We start from the raw sequence: 21,031 nt of genomic DNA, 5'->3' as shown, positions 1-21,031 counted from the left end.
ATGAGCGAAACCCTGGCCGACGATGTGGTGACCCGCCTTTCCAGCGCGGCGGACGCCGCATCGGTGCGCGCGGCGCTGTCCGGCCGCGCCGACGTGATGGAGATGACGCAGGCCACGCATGACGCCGCGCTGATGCCGGCCGATCCCGGCGGCCTGTCGCACGGTCTGCGCGCCGCACTCGCCGTGCGCATCGCGCGGCTCAACGAAGATGAGGCGCTGGCCGCACATTACGCACGCCTGCTGGAAAACGCCGGTGCAAGCGCGGACGAAGCCGCGGCGGCCGACCCCGACTTCAAGGGCGGCGGGCGGCTCGCGGCGGCAATTGCCTTCACCGACCTGGTGACGATGCGGACGCGCGAGACGACCGCAGCGGATATCGAGGCGCTGCGGAAGGTGGGCATCAGCGATGCGGACATCGTGCGCCTGGCCGAGCTCAACGCCTTCCTGGCCTACCAGGTACGCGTGATCGCCGGGCTGAAACTGATGAGGGCGACGGCATGAGCACGGTCATCCGCGAGTTCACCACCAAGATTCCACACTGGCGGCCCCGCGTGAAGCCGATCGATCTCGCCGCGGCGACACCGGAACAACTCGACGCGCTGAAGGTCACGCCTTCCAACACCAAGGTGTCGGACTACGTGCTGGTGCTGGCCAACGACGTCGAGACGCTGAAGGTGCGCACGCCGCTCTTCAACGCCATCATGTACAATCGCGGCGGCCTGGGCAGGGCCGAGCGCGAGATCGGCGCGACGGCGGCCTCCGTGGTCAACCATTGCATCTATTGCGCGGCCGTCCATTCCAGCCGCTATAACCAGCTCGCCAAGGACGAAAGCGTGATGGAGCGCATCTTCCGCGACGGCGAAGAGGCGGAGCTGGACGACAGGCAGGCCGCGATCTTCCGCTTCGCCACCCGGCTTTCCAAGGCGCCGAGCGAAGCGGATGAGGCCGACGTCCAGGCGCTGCGCGACGCGGGGCTGGACGATGCGGAAATCCTCGACCTCATCCTGTCGGCCTCGCTCTTCGGCTGGGCGAACCGGTTGATGCATGTGCTGGGCGATCCGGTCGCGCACGAAGGCTAGGAGCGACACGACTTGGAGGGGACGGCGACACGGAAACGGAAACCGCCTGCCTGGCGCAAGGCCGCTGCGGTCAGCGCCCCGGCGGTCGCCGCTCGCCCTTGCAAGAGCCCTTCACACGTGGACGCGCGGCTCGAACTTGAGCCTGTCCAGCGTGATCATGCTGCGGAACTTGCGCAGGTTTCTGTTGGCGTAGAGCTTAGACTTGACGAAGTGGTCGAAGGTCGCGATGTCCTCAACCGTGACCACCAGCACGAAATCGGCCTCTCCCGTGACCATGTAGCATTGGCTGACCTCGTCGGCGGCCTGCATCTCACGCTTGAAGTCGTCGAGAAGGTCGAGCCGCTCCCGCTCCAGTTCGACCAGGACAATCACGGTCAGCGACTTGCCGACCGCCTTCGGGTCCACCAGGGCGAGATCGCCCACGATGACGCCCTCCTCGCGCAGCCGCCTGACGCGGCGCATGCAAGAGGCGGACGAGGAGTTCACGCGATCCGCCAGTTCTGCGTAGGAAAGGCGGTTTTCCTGCTGGAGCACGCTCAATATGCGGCGGTCCAGCTCGTCCAGTTCCTTCGGCATCGCGCAATGTCTCCAAACCGGTCGATTGAAACGTGTGTTTCAGGTTCCCGCGCATTATCGGTGCGATTGTTGCACCGAGCTATGTCTTTTGGCGACAAATATCGGTCTGAACCCTGTCTCCTTTACGCCGTCCACCACGGCCTTCAAGGAGAGGTTCAAGCATGACAGCACCACAGCAACAGCCCGATACGCTGTTTCCACGGGTGAGCGAGCGCTACGACGACCGGGCCCGCTACCCGCGGGGCATCGCCTATACGGAGGGCCAGTACCTGCCCATATCCGAGGCGAAGATCTCCATTCTCGATTGGGGGTTTCTGCACTCCGACGCCACCTACGACACGGTGCACGTCTGGGACGGGCGGTTTTTCCGCCTCGACCTGCATCTGGACCGGTTTTTTTCCAGCGTCTCGCGGCTGCGCATGCGGCTTTCGCAAAGCCGCGAAGAGATCGCCGCCGTTTTGAGCAACTGCGTGGCGTTGTCGGGGCTGCGCAACGCCTATGTCGAGATGATCTGCACGCGCGGCGTGTCGCCCACTTTCAGCCGGGATCCGCGGGATGCGGAAAACCGGTTCCTCGCCTTTGCCGTCCCCTTCGGCTCGGTCGCCAATGAAGCGCAGATGGCCGATGGCCTGCATGTAATCATCTCGGACGTGCAGCGCATACCGCCCGCCTCCGTTGATCCAACCATCAAGAATTATCACTGGCTTGATCTTGTCGAAGGGGTTTATCAAGCGTTTGATCGTGGGGGAGACACAGTGCTGCTGCGCGACCAAGCGGGCAATATCGCCGAAGGTCCGGGCTTCAACGTCTTCGCTGTCAAGGACGGAGCATTGACCACGCCGGAGCGCGGGGTTCTGCCGGGCATCACCCGCCGAACCGTGTTCGATCTATGCGCCCGCCTCTCCTTGAAGGCCGAGGCCGCTCCGCTGACGGAAAGGGCATTGCGCGGCGCCGACGAGGTGTTCGTCACCTCGACGGCCGGCGGCATCATGCCGGTGACGCGCATCGACAGGGCGCCGGTTGCCGACGGCCGCGTCGGCCCGGTGACGAAGCGGCTGAGCAGTCTCTACTGGGAGATGCACAGCGCCGACGAGTGGTCGACGCCGGTGCGATATCCCGCACAGGACAAGAACGACAAACGGACCGAAACCGGGGGGCTGAGCCAATGAACACGCAGAAGGATCGGCTGACCGTGGGGATCGCCGGGGCCGGGGCCATCGCCTTCGGCGCGGCGGCGTTTCTGGAGCAGGCCGGGCACCGGCCCGTGCTGTGGTCGCCCTCGGGCACGCGCACCGAGCGGCTCGCCGCGGGTGAGCCGCTGACGGCAACGGGCGCTGTCGAAGGCACGTTCCATCCCGGCGTGGCCTCCGATGCCGCGGCGCTGGTGGAGGGTGCCGACCTCATCCTGATCGCCCTGCCCGGCTATGGCCACAAAACCGTTTTCGACGCCATCGCCCCACATGTCCGGCCCGACCAGGCCGTTATCATCTCCTCCCACGCCTCCTTCGGCGCACTCTATCTCTCGCGGCTTCTGGCGCAGCGTGGGCTCAGCGTGCCCATCGTCGCCTGGGGCACGACGGCCACCACCGGCCGCCAGCCGAGCTATGTGGAAGCCAGCGTCAACACGGTGCGCAGCAAGATCGACTTGTGTACCGTGCCGAACGCGCGCGCGACCGAGGGCGTGGCGCTCTGCCAGCGGCTCTTCGGCGACCGTTTCGTGGAGCGCGACGGGCTCCTTGCGATCTCGCTCAGCAACCTCAACCCGCAGAACCACATGGGCATTGCGCTCTGCAACATGACGCGAATGGAGCATAGCGAGACCTGGAGCCAGGGCTACAACGTCACGCCCAATGTTGGCCGGTTGCTGGAGGCACTCGACCGCGAGCGTTTGGCGATCGCCGAGGCGCTGGACCTATCGGTGCGCACGATCTTCGAGCACTTCCACCTGTCCTTCCATGTGCCGCAGGACACAGTGTCCAACATGAACCAGGAGATGCACCGCCAGGGCCGCGGCGGCACAGGGCCGGCGACGGCCGACAGCCGCTATGTCACGGAGGACGTACCCTACGGCCTCCTGATGACCGTAAAACTGGGCGAGCTTACGGGCCGTGAGGCAAAACTTCACCGCTCGGGCGTCGAGATTTTCTCGGCCCTCTACGGCCGCAACTTTTTCACCGAAAACCAGCTCCTGGATGCGCTGGCACTGAATAGATTGACACTCGACGAACTAAAGATCCTATCACAGGAAGGTTATGAAAGGGCAACCCAGCCCGGGTGACAGGCGAGATCAGGATGCGATGGCAAGGGGGCGCCAAGAGCCCCGCCGAACAAAGGCGCCAAGCGCCGCAACACATGCCAACCAGAAGAGGGAATGGACTCATGGGTAAATTCATCACCAGCCGCAGAGGTTTCATCAAGTCGGGTGCAGCGGGTGCCGCCGTTCTGGCAGCGCCGGCCTATCTGCGCTCCACAGCCGCGCGGGCCTCGGGCGTCGTCAATGTCTGGACTTACGCCAACTTCATCCCCGACGACTTCAAAGCCGAGTTCGAGAAGGAAACGGGCATCGAGGTGCGCGTCCGGCTGGTCGACGACCAGGGCAAGCAGTTCAACCTGCTGGCGGCCGAAGCGCCGGAGCCGAGCGTCGACCTCGTCACCGTGGCCGGCCATCGTTTCCTGCAGTTCATCGACTCCGACCTTCTGGCACCGCTCGATACGGACCGGCTCAGCAACTGGGGCAACATCAACCCGGTCTATTCGGAGAGCGACTGGGCGACCATCAACGGCAACAAGTGGGGCGCCCCCATCCTGTCCGGCGCAGAAGTTATGGCCTACAACTCCGAGGTCGTGGGCGAGGATGAGGTCAAGAGCTGGGATGTCATGTTCGACCCGAAATACGAGGGTCAGACCGCCTACATCATTCAGGACATGATGTCGGTCGTCATGCTGTATCTTGGCTACGACGGCAACATGATCGCCTATAAGGACGACCCGGAGAAAGCCGCCGAAATCGTCAAGGAAGCGCGCGACTTCCTCATCGAGCACAAGCCGATGGTGCGCAAGTTCTACGATTCCGGCGCCGAAGTGCAGCAGATGTTCATCAATCAGGACATCGTCCTGGCGCACGCCTGGAGCGGCCCGATCTCGAAGCTCATCATGGACGGCTTCCCCGTCGACATGACGATCCCGAAGGAGGGCTCCTACGGCTTCGTCTACACGCTCAACGTGACCAATAACGGCCCCAACCAGGATAATGCCTATGCGCTGCTGGACGCGCTTCTGTCCCGGCCGGAAGTCGGCGCGCAGATGACCAAGACATCCGGCTTCATCTCCACGTTCAAGGGTGTCGACCAGCACCTGACCGAGCTGGAGCAGAAGGCGGCGTCCTTCACCGAGGAAGAATTGCAGGGCCTGCAGTTCTTCCGCGCCGAGGCGAACGACCTGAAATACAGCCTCGTCGATCCGGCCGTGGAGGAAATCAAGGCGTCCTGACAAGTCTGCCGTCGGGGGCGGAGCACAGCTTCGCCCCCGCTCAATGCAGGCGGCATCCCGCATCTTCGCGGCCGATGACAGGTCGCGGAGAAAAGTTTCAGTCAATCAAGTGCGCGAAGCGATGAATGGGTAGCCAGCAAGACATGGCCCATGCAGATGTAAAACGGCAAGCCGGCGTCGGCACGCCCACAGACGGCGCCGGACGGCGCAGCGTCTGGGGTGCGCTGATGAACAACGGCCTTTATCAGTCGGTCACGGGAATGCTGTTCAAGACGCAGCGCCGGCAGTTCGTCCTGCTGGGCAGCTTTCCGTTGTTGTGGGTGCTGGTCGCCCATCTCGGGCCGATTATCCAGATGTTCTGGATCAGCTTCCTCGATTCCTATCCGCCAACCGCCGGCCAGGAACCGCAAGTGACGTTGGCCAACTGGCAACGCTTTTTCGAAGAGCGGTTCTTCATCATCCCGTTCTTCCGTACGCTGGCCTTCGCCTTCGTGCTGACGGCGTCGACGCTCGTCATCACCTATCCCGTGGCCTACTTCCTGGCCAAGCATGTCACTCGCAAGAACCAGCTTCTGCTACTCCTGCTTCTGCTCGTCCCCTTCTGGGTGGGCGAGATCGTGCGCACCTACGCGATCATGATTCTCCTGGGCAACAACGGCGCCGTGAATCTGGCGCTGAAATGGCTGGGCCTGATCGAGCGGCCGATCCCCTTCATGTACACGAGCTTCTCGCTGGGCATGGGTATCATCTATCTGACCGCTCTCTACATGCTCCTGCCGCTCTACTCGGCGCTCGAGAAGATCCCACGCAACTATCTGGAGGCCGGCGCCGATCTGGGCGCGGGCGCCTGGACGCGGTTTCTGCGCATCACGCTGCCCCTTTCGAAGGAAGGTATCGCCTCCGGCTGCACGCTCGTCTTCCTGATATCGACCGGCTATTACGCCACGCCGGTGCTTCTGGGCGGGCCCAGCACCACCGTCTTTGCCGAAACGATCGCCGGCTTCTTCCACGTCGCGGGCGACCAGTGGCCAACGGGTGCGGCCTTCTCCTCCATCATGCTCATAGCCACGCTGACGCTGACGGGTATTTTCCTCAAGCTCATGGGCCGCGACGGGAAAGGAATGATGCAATGACCCGGCACACCCGCATCCTGATGTCGGTCATCTATTCGGCCTTCGTCGTCTATCTCTTCGTGCCGCTCGCTCTCATGGTGATGATGGGCTTCAAGGACTCGAAGTTCATCGGCTTTCCCATCCGCGGCTGGACCACGGAGTGGTATGCGGGCGTCTTTCAGGACTCGGAGGTTCTGGGGGTCTTCGCCTACTCCATGACCATCGCCGTGTCCTCTACTCTGCTGTCGCTCGTAATCGGTGTGTGGGTGGCGACCTTCCTCGGCCCCAACAAGTTTCGCGGCAAGCTGATCGTGTTTGCGCTGACCTGCCTGCCGGCAGTCATCCCCGGCATCATCTCGGCTATTTCGCTGCGCATCTTTGCCCGGTTCCTATCCATCGAGCCGGGCATGTTCGCCATCATCCTCGGCCACACGGTGCACAATGTGCCCTTCGTGGCGCTGGTGGTGATGGCGCGGCTGGCGACGCTGCCGAAAAGCCATATCGAGGCGGCGCAGGATCTGGGCGCCGACAAGATGGTCGCCTTCTTCCGCATCACCCTGCCCTACCTCCTGCCGGCGCTGATCGGCGCGGGCATCTTCTGCATGCTTCTGTCCTTCGACGACTTCGTGCGCGCCTTCTTCCTCGGCGGTTACCAGCCGACGCTTCCCGTGCTCATCTTCGCGATGCTGCGTACGGGTATGTCGCCGGAGATCAATGCCATCTCGACCGTAGTCCTCATACTGACCGCCGTGCTGGGCCTTTGGGCCGAACGTTCCATGCGGCGCATGAACAAGGGTGCCTGACATGACCGATCAACGCGATGTCATCGTCCATCTCGACAAGATCACCAAGCGCTTCGGTTCCACCGTCGCCGTCGACAAACTGGACATGGAAATCATGGCCGGCGAGTTCGTCACCTTCCTCGGCCCCTCGGGCTGCGGCAAGTCGACGACACTGCGCATGCTTGGCGGCTTCGAAACCCCGAACGAGGGGCGCATCACTCTCGGTGGGGCCGATGTGACGCGCCTGCCGCCCAATCGGCGCGACGTCAACATGGTGTTCCAAGACTATGCGCTGTTCCCCCATATGACGGTGGGCAAGAACGTGGCCTTCGGACTGGAATTGAAGGGCAAGACGCGCAGCGAGATCGACAGGCGCACCGAGGAGCTTCTAGAGTTCCTGCAGCTCGGAGGGTTCCGCGACCGCACGCCGGACCAGCTTTCCGGCGGCCAGCGCCAGCGCGTGGCGCTGGCGCGCGCACTCGCCCCCGATCCCAAACTCCTGCTTCTCGACGAGCCGCTGGGCGCGCTGGACGCAAAGCTGCGCGCGCAGGTGCAGGTGGAACTGAAGGACATCCAGAAACGCACCGGCAAGACCTTCTTCTTCGTCACGCACGACCAGGACGAGGCGCTGACCATGTCCGACCGTATCGTGGTGATGAACGCTGGACGGGTGGAGCAGGACGGCACGCCCGAGGAGCTCTATTTCCGCCCGCAAAGCCGGTTCGTTGCCGAGTTCATCGGCGAGACCAACCTTTTGGAAGGCACGGTGCGCGGCAGCGACGGGGATGCCATTGTTATCGACTGGAACGGCATCGAGGTACGCGGCTCCGCCCATGGCGCCAAGCCGGCGACGGGCGACGCCGTCATGGCGGCGCTACGGCTGGAAAACGTCAACTGCTATTCCACCAGGCCGCAAGCGGGCAATGCCATTGAGGGCCGTATCGTCAATAAGCTCTTCAAGGGCAGCCGCACCGCGCTCGACATCCGCGTCGGCGAACGCGACGACGCCGTTATCAAGGCGTATCTGGACGCGCGCGAGGCCGATAGCCTGCCGCCCGAGCAGCTATGGATCGACTGGGACGCGGACCGGCTGAGCGTTCTCAGGGACTAAAAGCCGGCCGCCAGTCCACGGGCGCCTGCCGGCCGTCGCTTGCCGGCATTTCCGCAGCTCAACGTTCCTTTTCGGGAGGGAAAACTGGCCCGGAGCGGCCTATTTCGGCCCAATCGAGCCATTTTTCGTGCGCGATTTCACCTAAGGGCGTGTTTTGAAGTGACAGCCGGTTCAGCAACGCCAGCGGTCAGATGGCCGAGGTGATCGAACACTCCACCCGACCTGGGGCAACGCGGCGCCGCGATCGCGCTGGTTCACTATCGCAGTGGCGCAAGTTGAGCAGACCGTCCTGGATCAGGGCGCCTGGTCTGCTTCGTCGGCAAAGCGCAGGACCATTTCACATTACCTCAATGCCTCGCACTGCTTCTCGGCAGCAGACAGTCAAGGAGTAGCGCGGCCAAATTCTGAAGAACAGCTACACTAGTCTGTAATTTTTCATAAAGGACGACTGGCGCGTTCCCGGTGTAGCCATTCTCCCACAGTTCGAAGGCATAAAGCCAAGCCGGGAGGAATTTATGGAAGGCGCTGTCCGCACTGTCCGCGGGTCGAACATGACGTTGGCGCAGCGCGCATGGAACATTCGCCGCAAAGCGCTGCTGATGGGCGAGGTGCAGGGGCAGGGTTATATAGGCCAGGCTCTCGGCATTGCCGACGTGCTTGCCGCCTCCTATTTCCACGCTCTCGAATACCGCGCGGAAGACCCCGAATGGGAGGGTCGCGACCGCTTCCTCCTGTCAATCGGGCACTATGCAATCGCACTCTACGCCGTCCTCATGGAAGCCGGCATCCTGCCCGAGGAGGAACTTGAGACCTATGGGATGGATGACAGCCGCATGCCCATGTCGGGCATGGCCTCCTACACGCCGGGCATGGAAATCACAGGCGGCTCGCTCGGCCACGGCCTGGGAATTGCCGTCGGGATGGCACTCGGTTTGAAGCGCAAGAAGAACCCCGCCCTGGTCTACAATCTGATGTCGGATGGCGAGCTTGGCGAAGGCTCGACCTGGGAAGCCGCGATGTCGGGCGCGCACCATAAACTCAACAACCTGATTTGCCTCGTCGACTTCAACAACCAGCAGGCCGACGGAAAGTCGACCGAGATGCTGTGCTCGGAGCCCTTGGAAGCGAAGTGGGAGGCCTTCGGCTGGCATTGCCAGCGCGTGGATGGAAACGACCTCAACGCCGTCGTCGCGGCGTTCGATAAAGCGCGTGCCGTCAGCGAGCCAAAGCCGCGCGTCATCATCTTCGACACCAGGATGTGCAAGGGCGTGCCTTTCCTCGAGAGCCGCGAGATCACCCATTTCGTCCGTGTCGAAGCCGACGAATGGAGCAAGGCGCTGGCCGTTCTGGAAGAAGGAAAGCCGCAATGACGCTCGCTTCGATGGCCCGCAAATACGAGCAGCGCCGGGTTCCGCGCATCACGGACGGCGAGCGGATGGCCACCTCCGCCATGATCGCCTCTCTGGCGGCGGAAGGATACGACACCGTCAACGCTCCTTTCGGCCACGCGCTGGTCGACCTGGCGAAGAAAGACGACCGGATCGTCGGACTGACGGCCGATCTGTCGAAATACACGGACCTGCATGTCTTCGCGAACGTGATGCCCGACCGGTTTTACCAGATGGGCATGGCCGAGCAGGTCCTCGTCTCGACGGCCGCCGGACTAGCGCGAGAGGGCTTTATTCCCTTCGCGACGACATACGCCGTCTTCGCCTCGCGCCGTGCCTACGATTTCATCGCCATGGCCATCGCTGAGGAAAACCTGCCGGTAAAGATCATCTGCGCCTTGCCCGGCCTCACCACCGGCTACGGTCCGAGCCATCAGGCGACCGAGGATCTTGCGATCTTCCGCGGCCTGCCGAACATGACCATTATCGACCCCTGCGATGCCGACGACATCGCCGGCATGGTGCCGCAGATCGCAACGCACGACGGTCCGGTCTATTCGCGGCTCCTGCGCGGCAAGGTCCCCTCGGTGCTGACCCGCCACAAGCCCGACTACAAATTCCAGCTCGGCAAAGCCCAGATGATCCGGGAAGGAAAGGACGTCCTCATCATTTCCTCCGGCTTCATGACCATGCGGGCGCTCGATGCCGCCGAGAGACTGGCCGCTGACAATGTGGATGTCGCCGTCCTGCATGTCCCCACGATCAAGCCGCTTGACACGGAGACGATCCTTGCCGAGGCGGGCAAGGGCGGGCGGCTCGTGGTGACGGCGGAAAACCACACAGAGGTGGGCGGCCTGGGCGAGGCGGTGGCGCGTACATTGCTGACGAATGGTGTCGCGCCTTCGTTTCGGATGATCGCCCTGCCTGACGAATTTCTCGAGGCGGGCGCGCTGCCGACGCTGCACGACATGTATGAGATTTCCGTCGACAAGGTCGCCGAACGCATCAAGGGGTGGCTTTGATGCCACTCGCCCTGCGAGGGAAGACAGGCACTCAGCAATGGGAGGAATGCGGCCAATGGGCCTTCTGACGAACAGATATGCGGTCGTTACCGGCGCGGCCTCCGCACGCGGTCTGGGCAAGGCGACGGCAAGACTTTTCGCCGAGCATGGCGCAACGGTAGCGATTCTCGACCTTGATGCCGAGGCCGCCGTCGATGGCGCCGCAGATCTCGGCCCTGATCACGTCGGGCTCGCCTGTAACGTGACCGACAAGGCAGCGTGCAACACAGCCGTTGCAGAGCTGGAGGGCCGCTGGGGGCGTATCGACGTGCTCGTGAACAATGCCGGCATCACCCAGCCGCTCAAGATCATGGAGATCGAGCCCGGCAATTATGACGCGGTGCTCGACGTGAATTTGCGCGGGACGCTCTATATGAGCCAGGCCGTCATTCCAGGCATGCGTGCGCGCAAGTCCGGCAGCATCGTCAATCTGTCGTCGGTTTCCGCGCAGCGTGGCGGCGGCATCTTCGGAGGGCCGCACTATTCGGCGGCCAAGGCCGGCGTCCTCGGCCTGACCAAGGCCATGGCGCGCGAGCTCGCACCCGACAATGTGCGGGTCAATGCGATCTGCCCCGGCTTCATCGCAACCGACATCACGGGCGGGAGGCTCACGCCTGAGATGCTTGAAACGATCGTCGCCGACATCCCGATGGGACGCGCGGGCGAAGCCTCCGATGTCGCCGGCTGCGCGCTGTTCCTGGCGTCCAATCTCGCGGCCTACTGCACGGGCACCGAGGTCGACGTCAACGGCGGCGCTCTGATCCACTGAGAAGAGAACGCCCACTCACTGAACGCGGGCCGAGGAGGGGATGATGGGCCTGCAACAATGTCATCATCAGAAACCAACGGAGGAGAATAACGATGAAACGATTGGCTATGGCCCTGCTGGCCACGACAATGATGGCGTCGGGCACAAACGCTGCCGAGGTCATCTTCGCTCACGGCGCGAACCCCGGAAATCCGCGCTATGTCGCTGCCGAGGAATGGGCAAAACTCTTCACCGAATGCACCGGCGGCGCCGACACCGTCAACGTCGCTCCGTCCGCGACCATGGGCGACGATGTCGAGATGCTGACTTCCGCTACCGCAGGCGTGATCAACGTCACCGCGAACAGCCAGGGCGCCATGTCCCAGATCGTTCCGGAGATCGGTCTGCTCGGCTTGCCTTTCCTGTTCGAGGACCTGCCTTCGGCGTGGGAGGTTCTCGACGGCGAGGTCGGCGGCATGCTCGATGAACGCGCGCAGCAGGCCGGATTGAAGATCCTCGGCTTCTGGGACAACGGCATCCGCAATGTGAGCCACGTGTCGAAGACTGTTCCCGAGCCGGTCGACATCAAAGGCATGAAGATCCGCACCCCGCCGGACCAGATGACGGTCGACATCTTCGAGGCGCTCGGCGCGGCCCCAGCCCCGCTCGCGTTCTCCGAACTGCCAACCGCGCTTCAATCAGGCGTGTTCGACGGCCAGGAGAACCCGCTGACGAACATTTACTCGTCAAAGATCCACGAGATAACGCCATTTATTACGCTCACGGGTCACAAATATGAATCGACGCCCGTGGTGGCGGGGCTTGCGTGGTGGTCTTCTCTGGATGAAAAGACGCAAGGCTGCGCGCTCCAGGCAACTGCGGAGGCGGGAGAGCTACAGCGGCAGGCTTCGCTCGAAGGGGACCAGACGCTCCGCCCGAAGATGGAAGCGGAGGGCGTGACCTTCGCCGAGGCTGACAAGAAAGCCTATCAGGAAGCGACCGCGTCGGTGTACGAGAAATATGCCCAGCAGTATCCGGAACTGGTCACCGCACTCAAGAAGGCCGCGGGTCAATGATGACCAGTGCCGGACATGAAAGTGCCGGCAAAGGGAGGAAGGGGCGTATCCCCTTCCTTCGCCTCCTTGGCCGACTGATCGATCTTCTCGAAGCCAGCGGCAAGATCGTCGCCGTCCTGTGCCTCGCGTTCATGTTCGTGGCGCTCTTCGCCAACGTTGTCCTACGCTACGCATTCGGGTCGGGGATAGCGTGGGCCTACGAGATTCACGCCCTGCTTTTGCCATGGCTCGTCGCGGGCGGCATCGTCATTGCGGCGGCCCGCGGGCGGAACATCGCCGTCACGCTCCTGGCGGAAATGTTGCAGGGGCGGGCGCGAATTCTTCTTTGTCTCGTCATCCAGATCGTCATCTTTGCGATTTCGGTCGGCGTATTGTGGTCGGGCCAGCCGATCCTGCGTGCGGCGCAATTCCAGACACTTTCGACGCTCGGCATCAAGCAGATCTGGGGCTATACCGGTCTTGTCTATGCCTTCGCCGCCATGGCGCTCATCGCCCTATTTGACGCGCTTCGGTATCTGGCCGGTGTCGACGCGATGAGCCACGACCCGGCCCGGTCAAGCTTGAGCTAGCGGGAGCCTGCAATGACGGCGGTCATGGTCTGGGTCTTCTTGTTGCTGATGGTGCTCGCGGTGCCGGTGGCGCATGCGATGTTGGGCGGGGTGGCGATCGTACTCCTCGCAGATGGCAAGCCGCTCGCGGTGATCCTCCAGCGTCTCTATACGCCGACACAGAGCTTCCCGATGCTGGCGATCCCGTTCTTCATCCTGGCGGGAAGCCTGATGATGTCCGGTCGCTTCGGCGTCTACCTCGTCAATATCGCCCGCCTACTCGTCGGCAGTTTCAAGGGCGGGCTGGGCCAGGTGTCGATTATCGGTTCCGTGATGTTCGGAGGCGTTTCCGGGTCGGCTGTTGCCGATGCAACCGCGCTGGGAAACGCGCTGATCCCGGTGCAGTTGAAGGAGAATTACCCGAAGGGCTTCGCCGCGGCCATCAACTCGGCCTCGTCGACAGTCTCGGTTCTCATTCCGCCGTCGATCCCGCTCATTCTCTACGGTCTCGTTTCAAACGTCTCCATCGTCGACCTGTTCGTGGCCGGCATTCTGCCGGGCATCATGCTGGGCATCGGGATGTTCGCCGCCGTCTGGTGGGTCGCGCGTCGCAAGAACCTGCCGCGCGCCCCGCTGGAAGGCGGTTTTCGCGCCTTCAGGAGCCAGGTGCTCGCCGCCGTTCCCGCCTTGCTCATGCCTGTCTTCGTCATCGGCACGCTGCGCTTCGGCGTAGCGACGCCGACGGAGGTCAGCGTCATGGCCGTTGCCTATGCGCTTCTGGTCAGCGGCCTGATCTATCGCGACCTGAGCTGGCGTGTGATGTGGTCGGCTGCGGTGGAAACGGCAATGATGACGGGCGCCGTCATGTTCATCATCATGGCGTCGTCGACGATCCAGTGGCTGCTCACCGTCGGGCGCGTGCCGCAAGAGCTTGCCGCGTGGGTCACGTCATCCTTCTCCGATCCATGGATGATCATCCTGGCGATGAATATCGTGATGCTTGTTATCGGCGCCTTTCTCGATCTGCCGGCCGCCGTGCTCCTCCTTGGCCCCCTATTCGTCATCATCGGTCAGGCGATCGGCCTCGACCCCGTGCAGCTCGGCCTGATGATGGTGGTCAACCTGTCGATCGGGCTCTACACACCACCGGTGGGGACAACACTATTCATCTCGTCTGCCATCGCGCGGGTCGGCATAGGCGAGACTGTCCGGGCGCTGCTTCCGTTCTATTTCATCGCCCTGACGGTATTGCTGCTGATCTCGTACGTCCCGTCACTCACGATCTACTAGAGTGCCGAGGGACTGACCTGGATCAGCCCCGATCCCGTCTCGGGCCTGAAGCTGCATCCCAGGTCTTTAAGCGTGTTTCTGGCAACACGTTCATGCTCATCGCTTTCGTTCCCAAGCCACTCCGCGAAACGATTGACAATCCGGCGGCTGAAGTGCCGCGGCGGACAGACGAGCCAGTAGGCGGGAAAGTCGATGACCGGGATCTCCGGGCAAAAGGGTACGAGCTCACCGCGCCTCAGCTCGGGAAGACAGAGATTTACGCTATCGAGCGCCAGGCCTCCGCCCTGTTTTGCGAGCTCGATCGACATTGAGGAGCGATCGAAACGGAGCGGATAGCTCAGGTTGGGGATCTGGATCTTGTTGGAAGCGAGCCACAAATCCCACCGAAACAGTGTTTTGACGCTGTCGATCAGCCGAGCATGCTGCAGTTGTTCAGCCGGGTCGGCTGATATGGATCGCAGATGCTTGAGATAGTCGGGACTGCACAAAGGTAGCACCAGGTCGTGCATGACGCATAGCTCGGTCAGCCCGGCCCAGCCACCTAGCCCGTATCGCAGATCGAAATCGACCACCTCCATCTCGAATGACGTGAAGTCGGGTGTGGCATCGATGCGGATGTTCCAGTCCGGATTCTCTGACAGAAACCCGTAAATGCGCGGACCAAGCCAGCGCACGCCAAAACTCGGGCTGACGCGAATCGTCAGGCTGCGGCCCTCGCGCTGACGGGAAATCGCGTTGCGCGCATTTCGAATGGCGCTGAAGGCCTGCGTCGTCGTCTGAAACAAGCGATCGCCGTCAAGCGTCAGGATGAGCTTGCGCTTCTCCCGCCGGAAAAGCTTCACGCCGAACTGCTTTTCAAGCAGCCGGATCTGCTGTGAAACCGCCGATGGCGAGACTCCAAGCTCTCCAGCCGCCTTCGTGACCGAGCCTAGGCGCGCAACGGCCTCGAAATACTCAGTCGCCTTGATATTGATGTCGCGCATGGTGCCTTGCATAGGACGGGATAGTCATCCCGCACCATATCCGTGGATTCCCGTTTGAAACATCCTCACTTGCGTCTCGGAGACCTCATGACAATCAGGACCGGTGCTAGTTCAGCCATTCAGCCGGCCAAAGAACGATTTCGGGGAAAGCGGCAATCACTGCCAGCATGGTGATGTTGATCGCGTAGAAAGGCAATGCGGCGAGCGCGATCCTTTCCATAGGCAATCTCGAGACGTAGGCGGTCGCGAACAGGCAGGTGCCGACCGGCGGCGTCGCAAGCCCGACTGCAAGGCTCGCTGTCATGAAGACGATGAAATGGAGCGGGTCGATTCCTGCGGCAGTGGCCGCCGGGAGCAGAACGGGAATGAGCATCAGCGCGGCTGCGACGATATCCATCAGCAACCCGACAACAAGGAGACGACGCCCATGAGCAGGAGCTCGCCGGCGCCCCTCTCGATCCAAGAAGAAGCGAATCGCCCAAATCTGCTTGGGCTTCAGTGCTCGCTTCGCGCCGACTTTCTTGCCTGCATTCCAGGCAGGTCTCCCCTGCCCCGCAGGATCATACCGGGAGTATCCCATAGTGTTTCTCCTTCGGCCACCATTGGCCAAGAAAGAAACGTGGCCGCTGAAAGCGAACTTTCTCCAGAATCGACATCGCTGACACTGCGCGCTGAATCATCCTGGCGATGGCAAGTGCTGGTTGCACCGCACGTCGTGGCATTCTCCGCTGCTTTACTCGGCCGCCCGCGTATATCGACGCGTCGCCGGCATGTGCTCTCGCTCCCAATCCACCATGTAATCACGCGTTAGCGGAACAATGTGAGATTGCTTGGCAAGCTGTACCTGGAAAACCATCATGGAACGAAAGCGAAATCCGATCTCGCACAAGACGAGATAGAACTCCCACATGCGGCAGAACCGTTCGTCGTAGAGCGCCGCGACGCGCTGCCGATTGGCCATAAAGCGCCTGCGCCAGTGGCGGAGAGTTTCCGCGTAGTGAAGACGGAGGATCTCGACGTCGGTGACGATCAGGCCCGAGCGCTCAGCGGCTGAGCAGACTTCGGACAAGGATGCCAGGTCGGCACCCGGAAAGATGTATTTGCGGATGAACGGGTTTATTGGGGCCGGCGCATCCGAAAACCCGATTGCATGCAAGAGCGCAACACCATCTTCCCTGAGCAGGCCGTTGAGTTTGGCAAAGAACTCGTCATAGTTCTTCTTGCCCACGTGCTCGAACATGCCGACCGAGACGATGCGGTCATACTCGCCGGCCACTTGGCGATAGTCGCGCAGTTGAAAGCGGGCTCGATCCGCAAGGCCGGCTGTCGCCGCCCGCGTCTCGGACACTTTGTGCTGCTCGACGCTCAGTGTGACACCAGTAACGTCAGCGCCCGTTTCTTCGGCCAGATACAGGCCCAGCCCTCCCCAACCTGAGCCGATATCCAGTATGTTGAGGCCCGGCCGATCGAGCAGCAGCTTTGCCGCGATATGGCGTTTCTTGTTCTCCTGTGCCGTCTCCAGGCTGTCGCCGGCATTGATGAAATAGGCGCAGGAATACTGACGGTCGCTGTCGAGGAAGAGATCGTAGAGTTGGCCCGATAGATCATAATGATGGGCGACGTTGCGTTGCGCCCGATCGATCGGATTGTACTGCTTGAGCCGTCGCATCATACGCGACAGCAACGAGAACCACGGCATCTTTTCGAAATTTTGGAGGTTTCGTGCAGCAATCTCAAGGAGATCGTAGAGCGTTCCGTCCTCGACGGTCAGCAGGCCGTTCATGTAGGCTTCGCCGATCGAGAGCTCCGGATTCAGGGCAAGCGTGTAGTCAAGATGGCGAGCGTGCAGCCGAACGGTACAGTGGGGCGGGGAGCCATCGCCATACACGTGAGTTCTTCCCGCACCATCGATCAACCGCAGGCTGCCAGTGCGGATGGTAGATTTGAGGATGACGGGAAACAGCATGTGGCGATCCTCCAGATTGATCGCGAATTTTAGCGCGATCGCGTGCGGCGAAAAGTCAAATGTCCTGCGAAGCAAAATCCAGCACGCAGCAATTGTTGATTTGGCTGGAACGAAAGAGACCGTCGACCAATTGAGTCAAGTCGGGGTGCGGCCGCGTAAAGCGCGACGTCGGCTCCCAGGGGAGGCAGATCGTCCCTGATCTCGCGGATCTGCTCCTCGACCAGGTGATAATTGTCCAGCAGCCATTCCGCGGCGGGGACCACGCCCCTGCCGCTTTCCAATTCCGCGGCACTCGCCCGATAGGCGGCAAGCAAAACGGCGGCATTGTCGTTGAGCCTCGTGTGCAGGGGCAGGACGGCGGGAGGCCTGTCGGTTACCGGCTGTGCGGCAGCAAGGCTTTCCGCGTGCTGCTCCAGCCGCTCCACGCTGAAGAGCTCCTCCCTCACCGGCGCCCCATCGTTCCATGGCGGTGACGAAGAGCGAAGCCCGAGGAGGCGGTGGATCGAGTTCAATGAGTGCCATTCCAGCCGATGCGACTGCGCCGGAATCGGCGGATTTTCTGAGGACCCTTCCCGCAGGGCCAGGATCGGATGGCACGCGGATCGATGATCCCGCGCCGCCGATTACAGGGCATTCAGTGCCGCCACTCGGATTGCGGCGGCAGGTCGCCGGTGACATCAACATGGGCAGAGTCGCTGGCTACAGGCAATTGCTTTTCAGAAAAGCGAAGGCTGAGAAGCCTCCCGTCATCAGTCAGAAGATCAAGATCCTCGCGACCGAATACCTGCCGTAAAGCATCTGGAGGCATGCGGATTTCGCCGCTGCCGGTCACCTCCCCGGGTCTCCTCAGGAAGCCGTCAAAATCATAGTCCGCTCGTGCAAGTGTGTTTCATCCTTGCATTTCATGACACCGGCCCCGCAAATTCCACCAAGATACTGCATGTGCGATTTTCCTTTTTGGGATTCCAGCTAGGCGAGCGCATCCGCGTCCAGAGCTGCGGCCAGTTCCTCCGGGTCGACTTCAACCACCTGATGTCGGTCGCTTCGGACGGAAATCCCTGGAATGTGCAACATTGTGGCCGTGCGCCGGTAGGCGAGGAAGGAAAGACCGAAGATCTCCTCCTCGTCGACCACCAGACGATAAGTCCCGCAGGCTGCCGGACGCCAAGGGCGCTCAGCATGAACGGCTGCCTGAGGCAGCATCCAGCCTTTCTTTGGCCGCAGAACCTCCGGCTACCGGAAATCCGCTGCCGTCAACACATAGACCGCCCTGCGAGCGTTCCCGTAGATTTCGCGCGCGACATCGTGGATCGTGGCGCGCGCTGCATCGAACGCGGCCAGATAATGCGCTTCTCCGGCGGCTGCCGTAGAGAGCGCATCGGACTCGACGGAGAAGGGCACCTCGAACATGCCATCATGGCCGATGAAGCGAACGCGCTGCCCAGCTTCGTCAAAGCTGCGGCTTCTATTGGGGAAAGTGAGCGTCATGATCATATACCTCATTGGATAGAACTGAGTACTCTCGATTCGCGGCCCTGCGACTCTCCGCAGAATCAAGCCGTGCTTACATTATTCAGTTTATTGCCTTGCCACGCGGTATGTTGCTGTTGCTCGCCTGCTTGACTTGAGAGCCGGATGACGCCTCCATTTTCGAAGCGCCTTCGGTAGTCTCGCGCAATGCGCGGAAAACCGCTTAGGCCGCGAGCGCGACAGCGCAGCCCTCGGCCGCACGACGGCTGGCGGACGTGTCGCCGGGCATCGTCGCCCAACCGCCGGCCTCGATGAACTGTCGCTGCCTGTAGGTGCCGTCAAGCGCCTTGAGCTCGATGAGGCGAGCCCTCGAATCGGGTGCCCCGTTGAACCTCTCCACGCATATGAGCGCGGCCAGTTCTCCACGTGAGACATCTCCGGCGGTCGATGCGAGCGTGCGCGACGTGCCGCCCGTGACCCAACCGCCCCAACTGAATCCGACGACCATCGTGGCAACGGCCGTCATGGCGCATGCCCAAACGAGCGTCGATTTCGATGGCTCATAGTTGTTCCAGCGCTGGGCGATGGATGTCTTGCCGTTGTTCTGCGTTGCCATGGAACCCCTCCTTTTCGATTGCTTGCTCCAGCTATATGCCCGGCCGTTTCCGACAAGGCTGTTCAGGCACTGCTCAGTAACCCATCCCGCCCATGCCGTTTGCGCCGGCCATGGCTGGCGCATCCTTCTGCGGAATATCGGCGACCATCGCCTCGGTCGTGACCAGAAGTGCTGCGATGGAGCCTGCATCCTGCAGGGCCGTGCGAACGACTTTGGCCGGATCGACGATGCCGGCCTCGATCATGTCGACGTAGAGTTCGGTCTGTGCGTTGAAGCCCGTATTGGGATCCTTCGCGTCCATCAGCCGGCCGACGACGATCGAACCTTCGACGCCGGAATTGTCGGCAATCTGCCGGATCGGCGCTTCGAGTGCCCGCAGCACGACGGAGATGCCCGCCGTCACGTCCGCGTTTATCCCTGTAAGGCCGGCCAGCGCCGCCTTGGCGCGCAGAAGCGCCACGCCGCCGCCCGGAACGATGCCCTCCTCGACCGCCGCGCGGGTGGCGTTCAGTGCATCGTCGATGCGGTCCTTCTTTTCCTTGACTTCGGTCTCGGTCGCCCCGCCTACGCGGATGACCGCAACGCCGCCGGCAAGCTTGGCCAGCCGCTCCTGCAGCTTCTCCTTGTCGTAGTCCGAGGTGGTCTCCTCGATCTGCCCCTTGATCTGCTGGATGCGCGCGGAAATATCGGCCTTCTCCCCGGCACCGTCGACAACCGTTGTCGTGTCCTTCTCGATGAGCACGCGCTTGGCGCGGCCGAGCATCTCGAGCGTGACATTCTCGAGCTTGATGCCGAGATCCTCGGAGATCATCTGACCGGCTGTCAGCACTGCGATATCCTCCAGCATCGCCTTGCGGCGGTCGCCGAAGCCCGGCGCCTTGACGGCGGCGACCTTGAGGCCGCCACGCAGCTTGTTGACGACCAGCGTGGCGAGCGCTTCGCCCTCCACGTCCTCGGAGATGATGAGGAGCGGCTTGCCAGTCTGCACGACGGCTTCGAGGATCGGCAGCATCGCCTGCAGATTGCCGAGCTTCTTCTCGTGGATGAGGATGTAAGGATCCTCGAGCTCCGCCCGCATCTTCTCGGCATTGGTGACGAAATAGGGAGAGAGATAGCCGCGGTCGAACTGCATGCCTTCGACGACGTCGAGTTCGGTCTCGGCGGTTTTCGCCTCTTCGACCGTGATGACGCCTTCGTTGCCGACCTTCTCCATCGCCTTGGCGATCATCTCGCCCACCGACGCATCGCCATTCGCCGCGATCGTGCCGACCTGGGCGATCTCACCGGAGGACTTCACCTTCTTGGAACGGGCCTCGATGTCCTTGACGACGGCTGCGACCGCAAGGTCGATACCGCGCTTCAGATCCATCGGGTTCATGCCGGCCGCAACAAGCTTTGCGCCCTCGCGCAGGATGGAAGCGGCAAGCACGGTCGCCGTGGTGGTGCCGTCACCGGCGAGGTCGTTGGTTTTGGAGGCCACCGCGCGCACCATCTGCGCGCCCATATTCTCGAATTTGTCGTCGAGCTCGATTTCCTTGGCGACGGTGACACCGTCCTTGGTGATGCGCGGCGCGCCATATGCCCTGTCGATGATGACATTGCGGCCCTTGGGGCCGAGCGTCACCTTGACGGCGTTGTTCAGCAGTTCGACGCCGCGCAGCATCCGGTCGCGCGCGTCGGTACCGAATTTGATTTCCTTGGAAGACATGATTTTTATCCGTTCGTTCTTGAAATTG

General features: G+C 62.2%; 23 protein-coding genes and 1 pseudogene. 14 read left to right on the top strand and 10 right to left on the bottom strand.

Translation table 11 applies throughout. The features are described 5' to 3' along the window. Both N5A92_RS06050 and N5A92_RS06045 read left to right on the top strand, forming a co-directional pair. On the top strand, window positions 1-501 hold the full coding sequence (locus N5A92_RS06050; RefSeq protein WP_260901080.1) for a CMD domain-containing protein: 501 nt from the start codon (window positions 1-3) through the stop codon (window positions 499-501). Next, on the top strand, window positions 498-1,079 hold the full coding sequence (locus tag N5A92_RS06045; protein WP_260901079.1) for a peroxidase-related enzyme: 582 nt from the start codon (window positions 498-500) through the stop codon (window positions 1,077-1,079). The genes N5A92_RS06050 and N5A92_RS06045 overlap by 4 nt, the downstream gene beginning before the upstream one ends. Window positions 1,080-1,190: 111 nt before the next feature. Here N5A92_RS06045 and N5A92_RS06040 read toward each other — a convergent pair whose 3' ends face one another. Next, complete coding sequence (locus N5A92_RS06040) at window positions 1,191-1,655, bottom strand: Lrp/AsnC family transcriptional regulator (RefSeq protein WP_260901078.1); 465 nt, start codon at window positions 1,653-1,655, stop codon at window positions 1,191-1,193. 161 nt (window positions 1,656-1,816) lie between these two features. Here N5A92_RS06040 and N5A92_RS06035 point away from each other — a divergent pair, with 161 nt between their 5' ends. From N5A92_RS06035 to N5A92_RS05980, 12 genes are all read left to right on the top strand, one after another. Beyond that, window positions 1,817-2,824 carry an aminotransferase class IV gene (locus tag N5A92_RS06035; RefSeq protein ID WP_260901077.1) on the top strand — a complete coding sequence of 336 codons (1,008 nt, stop codon included), beginning with the start codon at window positions 1,817-1,819 and terminating at the stop codon, window positions 2,822-2,824. Window positions 2,825-2,841: 17 nt separating this feature from the next. Beyond that, entirely contained in the window at window positions 2,842-3,933 is a 1,092-nt protein-coding gene (locus tag N5A92_RS06030; protein WP_260902280.1) for an NAD/NADP-dependent octopine/nopaline dehydrogenase family protein, read from the top strand. A 101-nt stretch (window positions 3,934-4,034) separates the two neighbouring features. Continuing rightward, on the top strand, window positions 4,035-5,144 hold the full coding sequence (locus N5A92_RS06025; RefSeq protein ID WP_260901076.1) for an ABC transporter substrate-binding protein: 1,110 nt from the start codon (window positions 4,035-4,037) through the stop codon (window positions 5,142-5,144). 125 nt (window positions 5,145-5,269) lie between these two features. Next, a complete protein-coding gene (locus tag N5A92_RS06020) occupies window positions 5,270-6,277 on the top strand; it encodes an ABC transporter permease (protein WP_260901075.1) in 1,008 nt (335 codons plus the stop codon). Further along, a complete protein-coding gene (locus N5A92_RS06015; protein WP_260901074.1) occupies window positions 6,274-7,059 on the top strand; it encodes an ABC transporter permease in 786 nt (261 codons plus the stop codon). The genes N5A92_RS06020 and N5A92_RS06015 overlap by 4 nt, the downstream gene beginning before the upstream one ends. Window position 7,060: 1 nt before the next feature. Next, window positions 7,061-8,149, top strand: a complete 1,089-nt coding sequence (locus tag N5A92_RS06010; protein WP_260901073.1) for an ABC transporter ATP-binding protein — start codon at window positions 7,061-7,063, stop codon at window positions 8,147-8,149. Between the two features lie 515 nt (window positions 8,150-8,664). Further along, window positions 8,665-9,519: a transketolase gene (locus N5A92_RS06005; protein ID WP_260901072.1), complete on the top strand. Its 855-nt coding sequence runs from the start codon at window positions 8,665-8,667 to the stop codon at window positions 9,517-9,519. An 11-nt stretch (window positions 9,520-9,530) separates the two neighbouring features. Beyond that, window positions 9,531-10,559, top strand: coding sequence for a transketolase family protein (locus N5A92_RS06000; RefSeq protein WP_260902279.1), 1,029 nt, complete (start codon window positions 9,531-9,533; stop codon window positions 10,557-10,559). Between the two features lie 55 nt (window positions 10,560-10,614). Continuing rightward, on the top strand, window positions 10,615-11,367 hold the full coding sequence (locus tag N5A92_RS05995; RefSeq protein ID WP_260901071.1) for an SDR family NAD(P)-dependent oxidoreductase: 753 nt from the start codon (window positions 10,615-10,617) through the stop codon (window positions 11,365-11,367). Between the two features lie 92 nt (window positions 11,368-11,459). Continuing rightward, window positions 11,460-12,422, top strand: coding sequence for a TRAP transporter substrate-binding protein (locus N5A92_RS05990; RefSeq protein WP_260901070.1), 963 nt, complete (start codon window positions 11,460-11,462; stop codon window positions 12,420-12,422). Then, on the top strand, window positions 12,419-12,991 hold the full coding sequence (locus tag N5A92_RS05985) for a TRAP transporter small permease (RefSeq protein WP_260901069.1): 573 nt from the start codon (window positions 12,419-12,421) through the stop codon (window positions 12,989-12,991). The genes N5A92_RS05990 and N5A92_RS05985 overlap by 4 nt, the downstream gene beginning before the upstream one ends. 12 nt (window positions 12,992-13,003) lie before the next feature. Next, window positions 13,004-14,260, top strand: coding sequence for a TRAP transporter large permease (locus N5A92_RS05980; RefSeq protein ID WP_260901067.1), 1,257 nt, complete (start codon window positions 13,004-13,006; stop codon window positions 14,258-14,260). Here the strand turns inward: N5A92_RS05980 and N5A92_RS05975 are convergent. The 9 genes and pseudogenes from N5A92_RS05975 to groL form a co-directional block, all read right to left on the bottom strand. Then, a complete protein-coding gene (locus tag N5A92_RS05975) occupies window positions 14,257-15,243 on the bottom strand; it encodes a LysR family transcriptional regulator (RefSeq protein ID WP_260901065.1) in 987 nt (328 codons plus the stop codon). The genes N5A92_RS05980 and N5A92_RS05975 overlap by 4 nt on opposite strands. 106 nt (window positions 15,244-15,349) lie before the next feature. Continuing rightward, a complete protein-coding gene (locus tag N5A92_RS05970; protein WP_260902277.1) occupies window positions 15,350-15,823 on the bottom strand; it encodes a TRAP transporter large permease subunit in 474 nt (157 codons plus the stop codon). Window positions 15,824-15,976: 153 nt separating this feature from the next. Then, window positions 15,977-17,209 (bottom strand): SAM-dependent methyltransferase, encoded by a 1,233-nt coding sequence (locus tag N5A92_RS05965; protein ID WP_260901064.1) that lies wholly within the window; start codon window positions 17,207-17,209, stop codon window positions 15,977-15,979. A 179-nt stretch (window positions 17,210-17,388) separates the two neighbouring features. Next, a pseudogene (locus N5A92_RS27430) lies at window positions 17,389-17,721 on the bottom strand (hypothetical protein); the annotation flags it as partial. 122 nt (window positions 17,722-17,843) lie between these two features. After that, a complete protein-coding gene (locus N5A92_RS05955; protein ID WP_260901061.1) occupies window positions 17,844-18,041 on the bottom strand; it encodes a hypothetical protein in 198 nt (65 codons plus the stop codon). 137 nt (window positions 18,042-18,178) lie between these two features. Further along, complete coding sequence (locus tag N5A92_RS05950) at window positions 18,179-18,412, bottom strand: hypothetical protein (RefSeq protein ID WP_260901059.1); 234 nt, start codon at window positions 18,410-18,412, stop codon at window positions 18,179-18,181. 30 nt (window positions 18,413-18,442) lie between these two features. Further along, complete coding sequence (locus N5A92_RS05945) at window positions 18,443-18,697, bottom strand: DUF1488 family protein (RefSeq protein WP_260901057.1); 255 nt, start codon at window positions 18,695-18,697, stop codon at window positions 18,443-18,445. Window positions 18,698-18,902: 205 nt separating this feature from the next. Further along, entirely contained in the window at window positions 18,903-19,295 is a 393-nt protein-coding gene (locus N5A92_RS05940) for a hypothetical protein (RefSeq protein ID WP_260901055.1), read from the bottom strand. A 73-nt stretch (window positions 19,296-19,368) separates the two neighbouring features. Further along, window positions 19,369-21,003 carry a chaperonin GroEL gene (groL, locus tag N5A92_RS05935; RefSeq protein ID WP_260901053.1) on the bottom strand — a complete coding sequence of 545 codons (1,635 nt, stop codon included), beginning with the start codon at window positions 21,001-21,003 and terminating at the stop codon, window positions 19,369-19,371. Between the last annotated feature and the right edge of the window lie 28 nt (window positions 21,004-21,031).

It is taken from the genome of Chelativorans salis, assembly GCF_025336525.1.
Lineage (GTDB): Bacteria > Pseudomonadota > Alphaproteobacteria > Rhizobiales > Rhizobiaceae > Chelativorans > Chelativorans salis.
This window is presented reverse-complemented; position numbering and strand designations above follow the sequence as displayed.

Bases quoted from the DNA above. Each gene is read 5' to 3' on its own strand.
- groL (WP_260901053.1), bottom strand. From the start codon at position 21,003: ATGTCTTCCAAGGAAATCAAATTCGGTACCGACGCGCGCGACCGGATG.
- N5A92_RS06000 (WP_260902279.1), top strand. From the start codon at position 9,531: ATGGCCCGCAAATACGAGCAGCGCCGGGTTCCGCGCATCACGGACGGC.
- N5A92_RS05970 (WP_260902277.1), bottom strand. From the start codon at position 15,823: ATGGGATACTCCCGGTATGATCCTGCGGGGCAGGGGAGACCTGCCTGG.
- N5A92_RS05975 (WP_260901065.1), bottom strand. From the start codon at position 15,243: ATGCGCGACATCAATATCAAGGCGACTGAGTATTTCGAGGCCGTTGCG.
- N5A92_RS06015 (WP_260901074.1), top strand. From the start codon at position 6,274: ATGACCCGGCACACCCGCATCCTGATGTCGGTCATCTATTCGGCCTTC.
- N5A92_RS05945 (WP_260901057.1), bottom strand. From the start codon at position 18,697: ATGACGCTCACTTTCCCCAATAGAAGCCGCAGCTTTGACGAAGCTGGG.
- N5A92_RS05980 (WP_260901067.1), top strand. From the start codon at position 13,004: ATGACGGCGGTCATGGTCTGGGTCTTCTTGTTGCTGATGGTGCTCGCG.
- N5A92_RS06020 (WP_260901075.1), top strand. From the start codon at position 5,270: ATGGGTAGCCAGCAAGACATGGCCCATGCAGATGTAAAACGGCAAGCC.
- N5A92_RS06050 (WP_260901080.1), top strand. From the start codon at position 1: ATGAGCGAAACCCTGGCCGACGATGTGGTGACCCGCCTTTCCAGCGCG.
- N5A92_RS06045 (WP_260901079.1), top strand. From the start codon at position 498: ATGAGCACGGTCATCCGCGAGTTCACCACCAAGATTCCACACTGGCGG.
- N5A92_RS05950 (WP_260901059.1), bottom strand. From the start codon at position 18,412: ATGCTGCCTCAGGCAGCCGTTCATGCTGAGCGCCCTTGGCGTCCGGCA.
- N5A92_RS06010 (WP_260901073.1), top strand. From the start codon at position 7,061: ATGACCGATCAACGCGATGTCATCGTCCATCTCGACAAGATCACCAAG.
- N5A92_RS05990 (WP_260901070.1), top strand. From the start codon at position 11,460: ATGAAACGATTGGCTATGGCCCTGCTGGCCACGACAATGATGGCGTCG.
- N5A92_RS05965 (WP_260901064.1), bottom strand. From the start codon at position 17,209: ATGCTGTTTCCCGTCATCCTCAAATCTACCATCCGCACTGGCAGCCTG.
- N5A92_RS05940 (WP_260901055.1), bottom strand. From the start codon at position 19,295: ATGGCAACGCAGAACAACGGCAAGACATCCATCGCCCAGCGCTGGAAC.
- N5A92_RS06025 (WP_260901076.1), top strand. From the start codon at position 4,035: ATGGGTAAATTCATCACCAGCCGCAGAGGTTTCATCAAGTCGGGTGCA.
- N5A92_RS06040 (WP_260901078.1), bottom strand. From the start codon at position 1,655: ATGCCGAAGGAACTGGACGAGCTGGACCGCCGCATATTGAGCGTGCTC.
- N5A92_RS06005 (WP_260901072.1), top strand. From the start codon at position 8,665: ATGGAAGGCGCTGTCCGCACTGTCCGCGGGTCGAACATGACGTTGGCG.
- N5A92_RS06035 (WP_260901077.1), top strand. From the start codon at position 1,817: ATGACAGCACCACAGCAACAGCCCGATACGCTGTTTCCACGGGTGAGC.
- N5A92_RS05995 (WP_260901071.1), top strand. From the start codon at position 10,615: ATGGGCCTTCTGACGAACAGATATGCGGTCGTTACCGGCGCGGCCTCC.
- N5A92_RS05985 (WP_260901069.1), top strand. From the start codon at position 12,419: ATGATGACCAGTGCCGGACATGAAAGTGCCGGCAAAGGGAGGAAGGGG.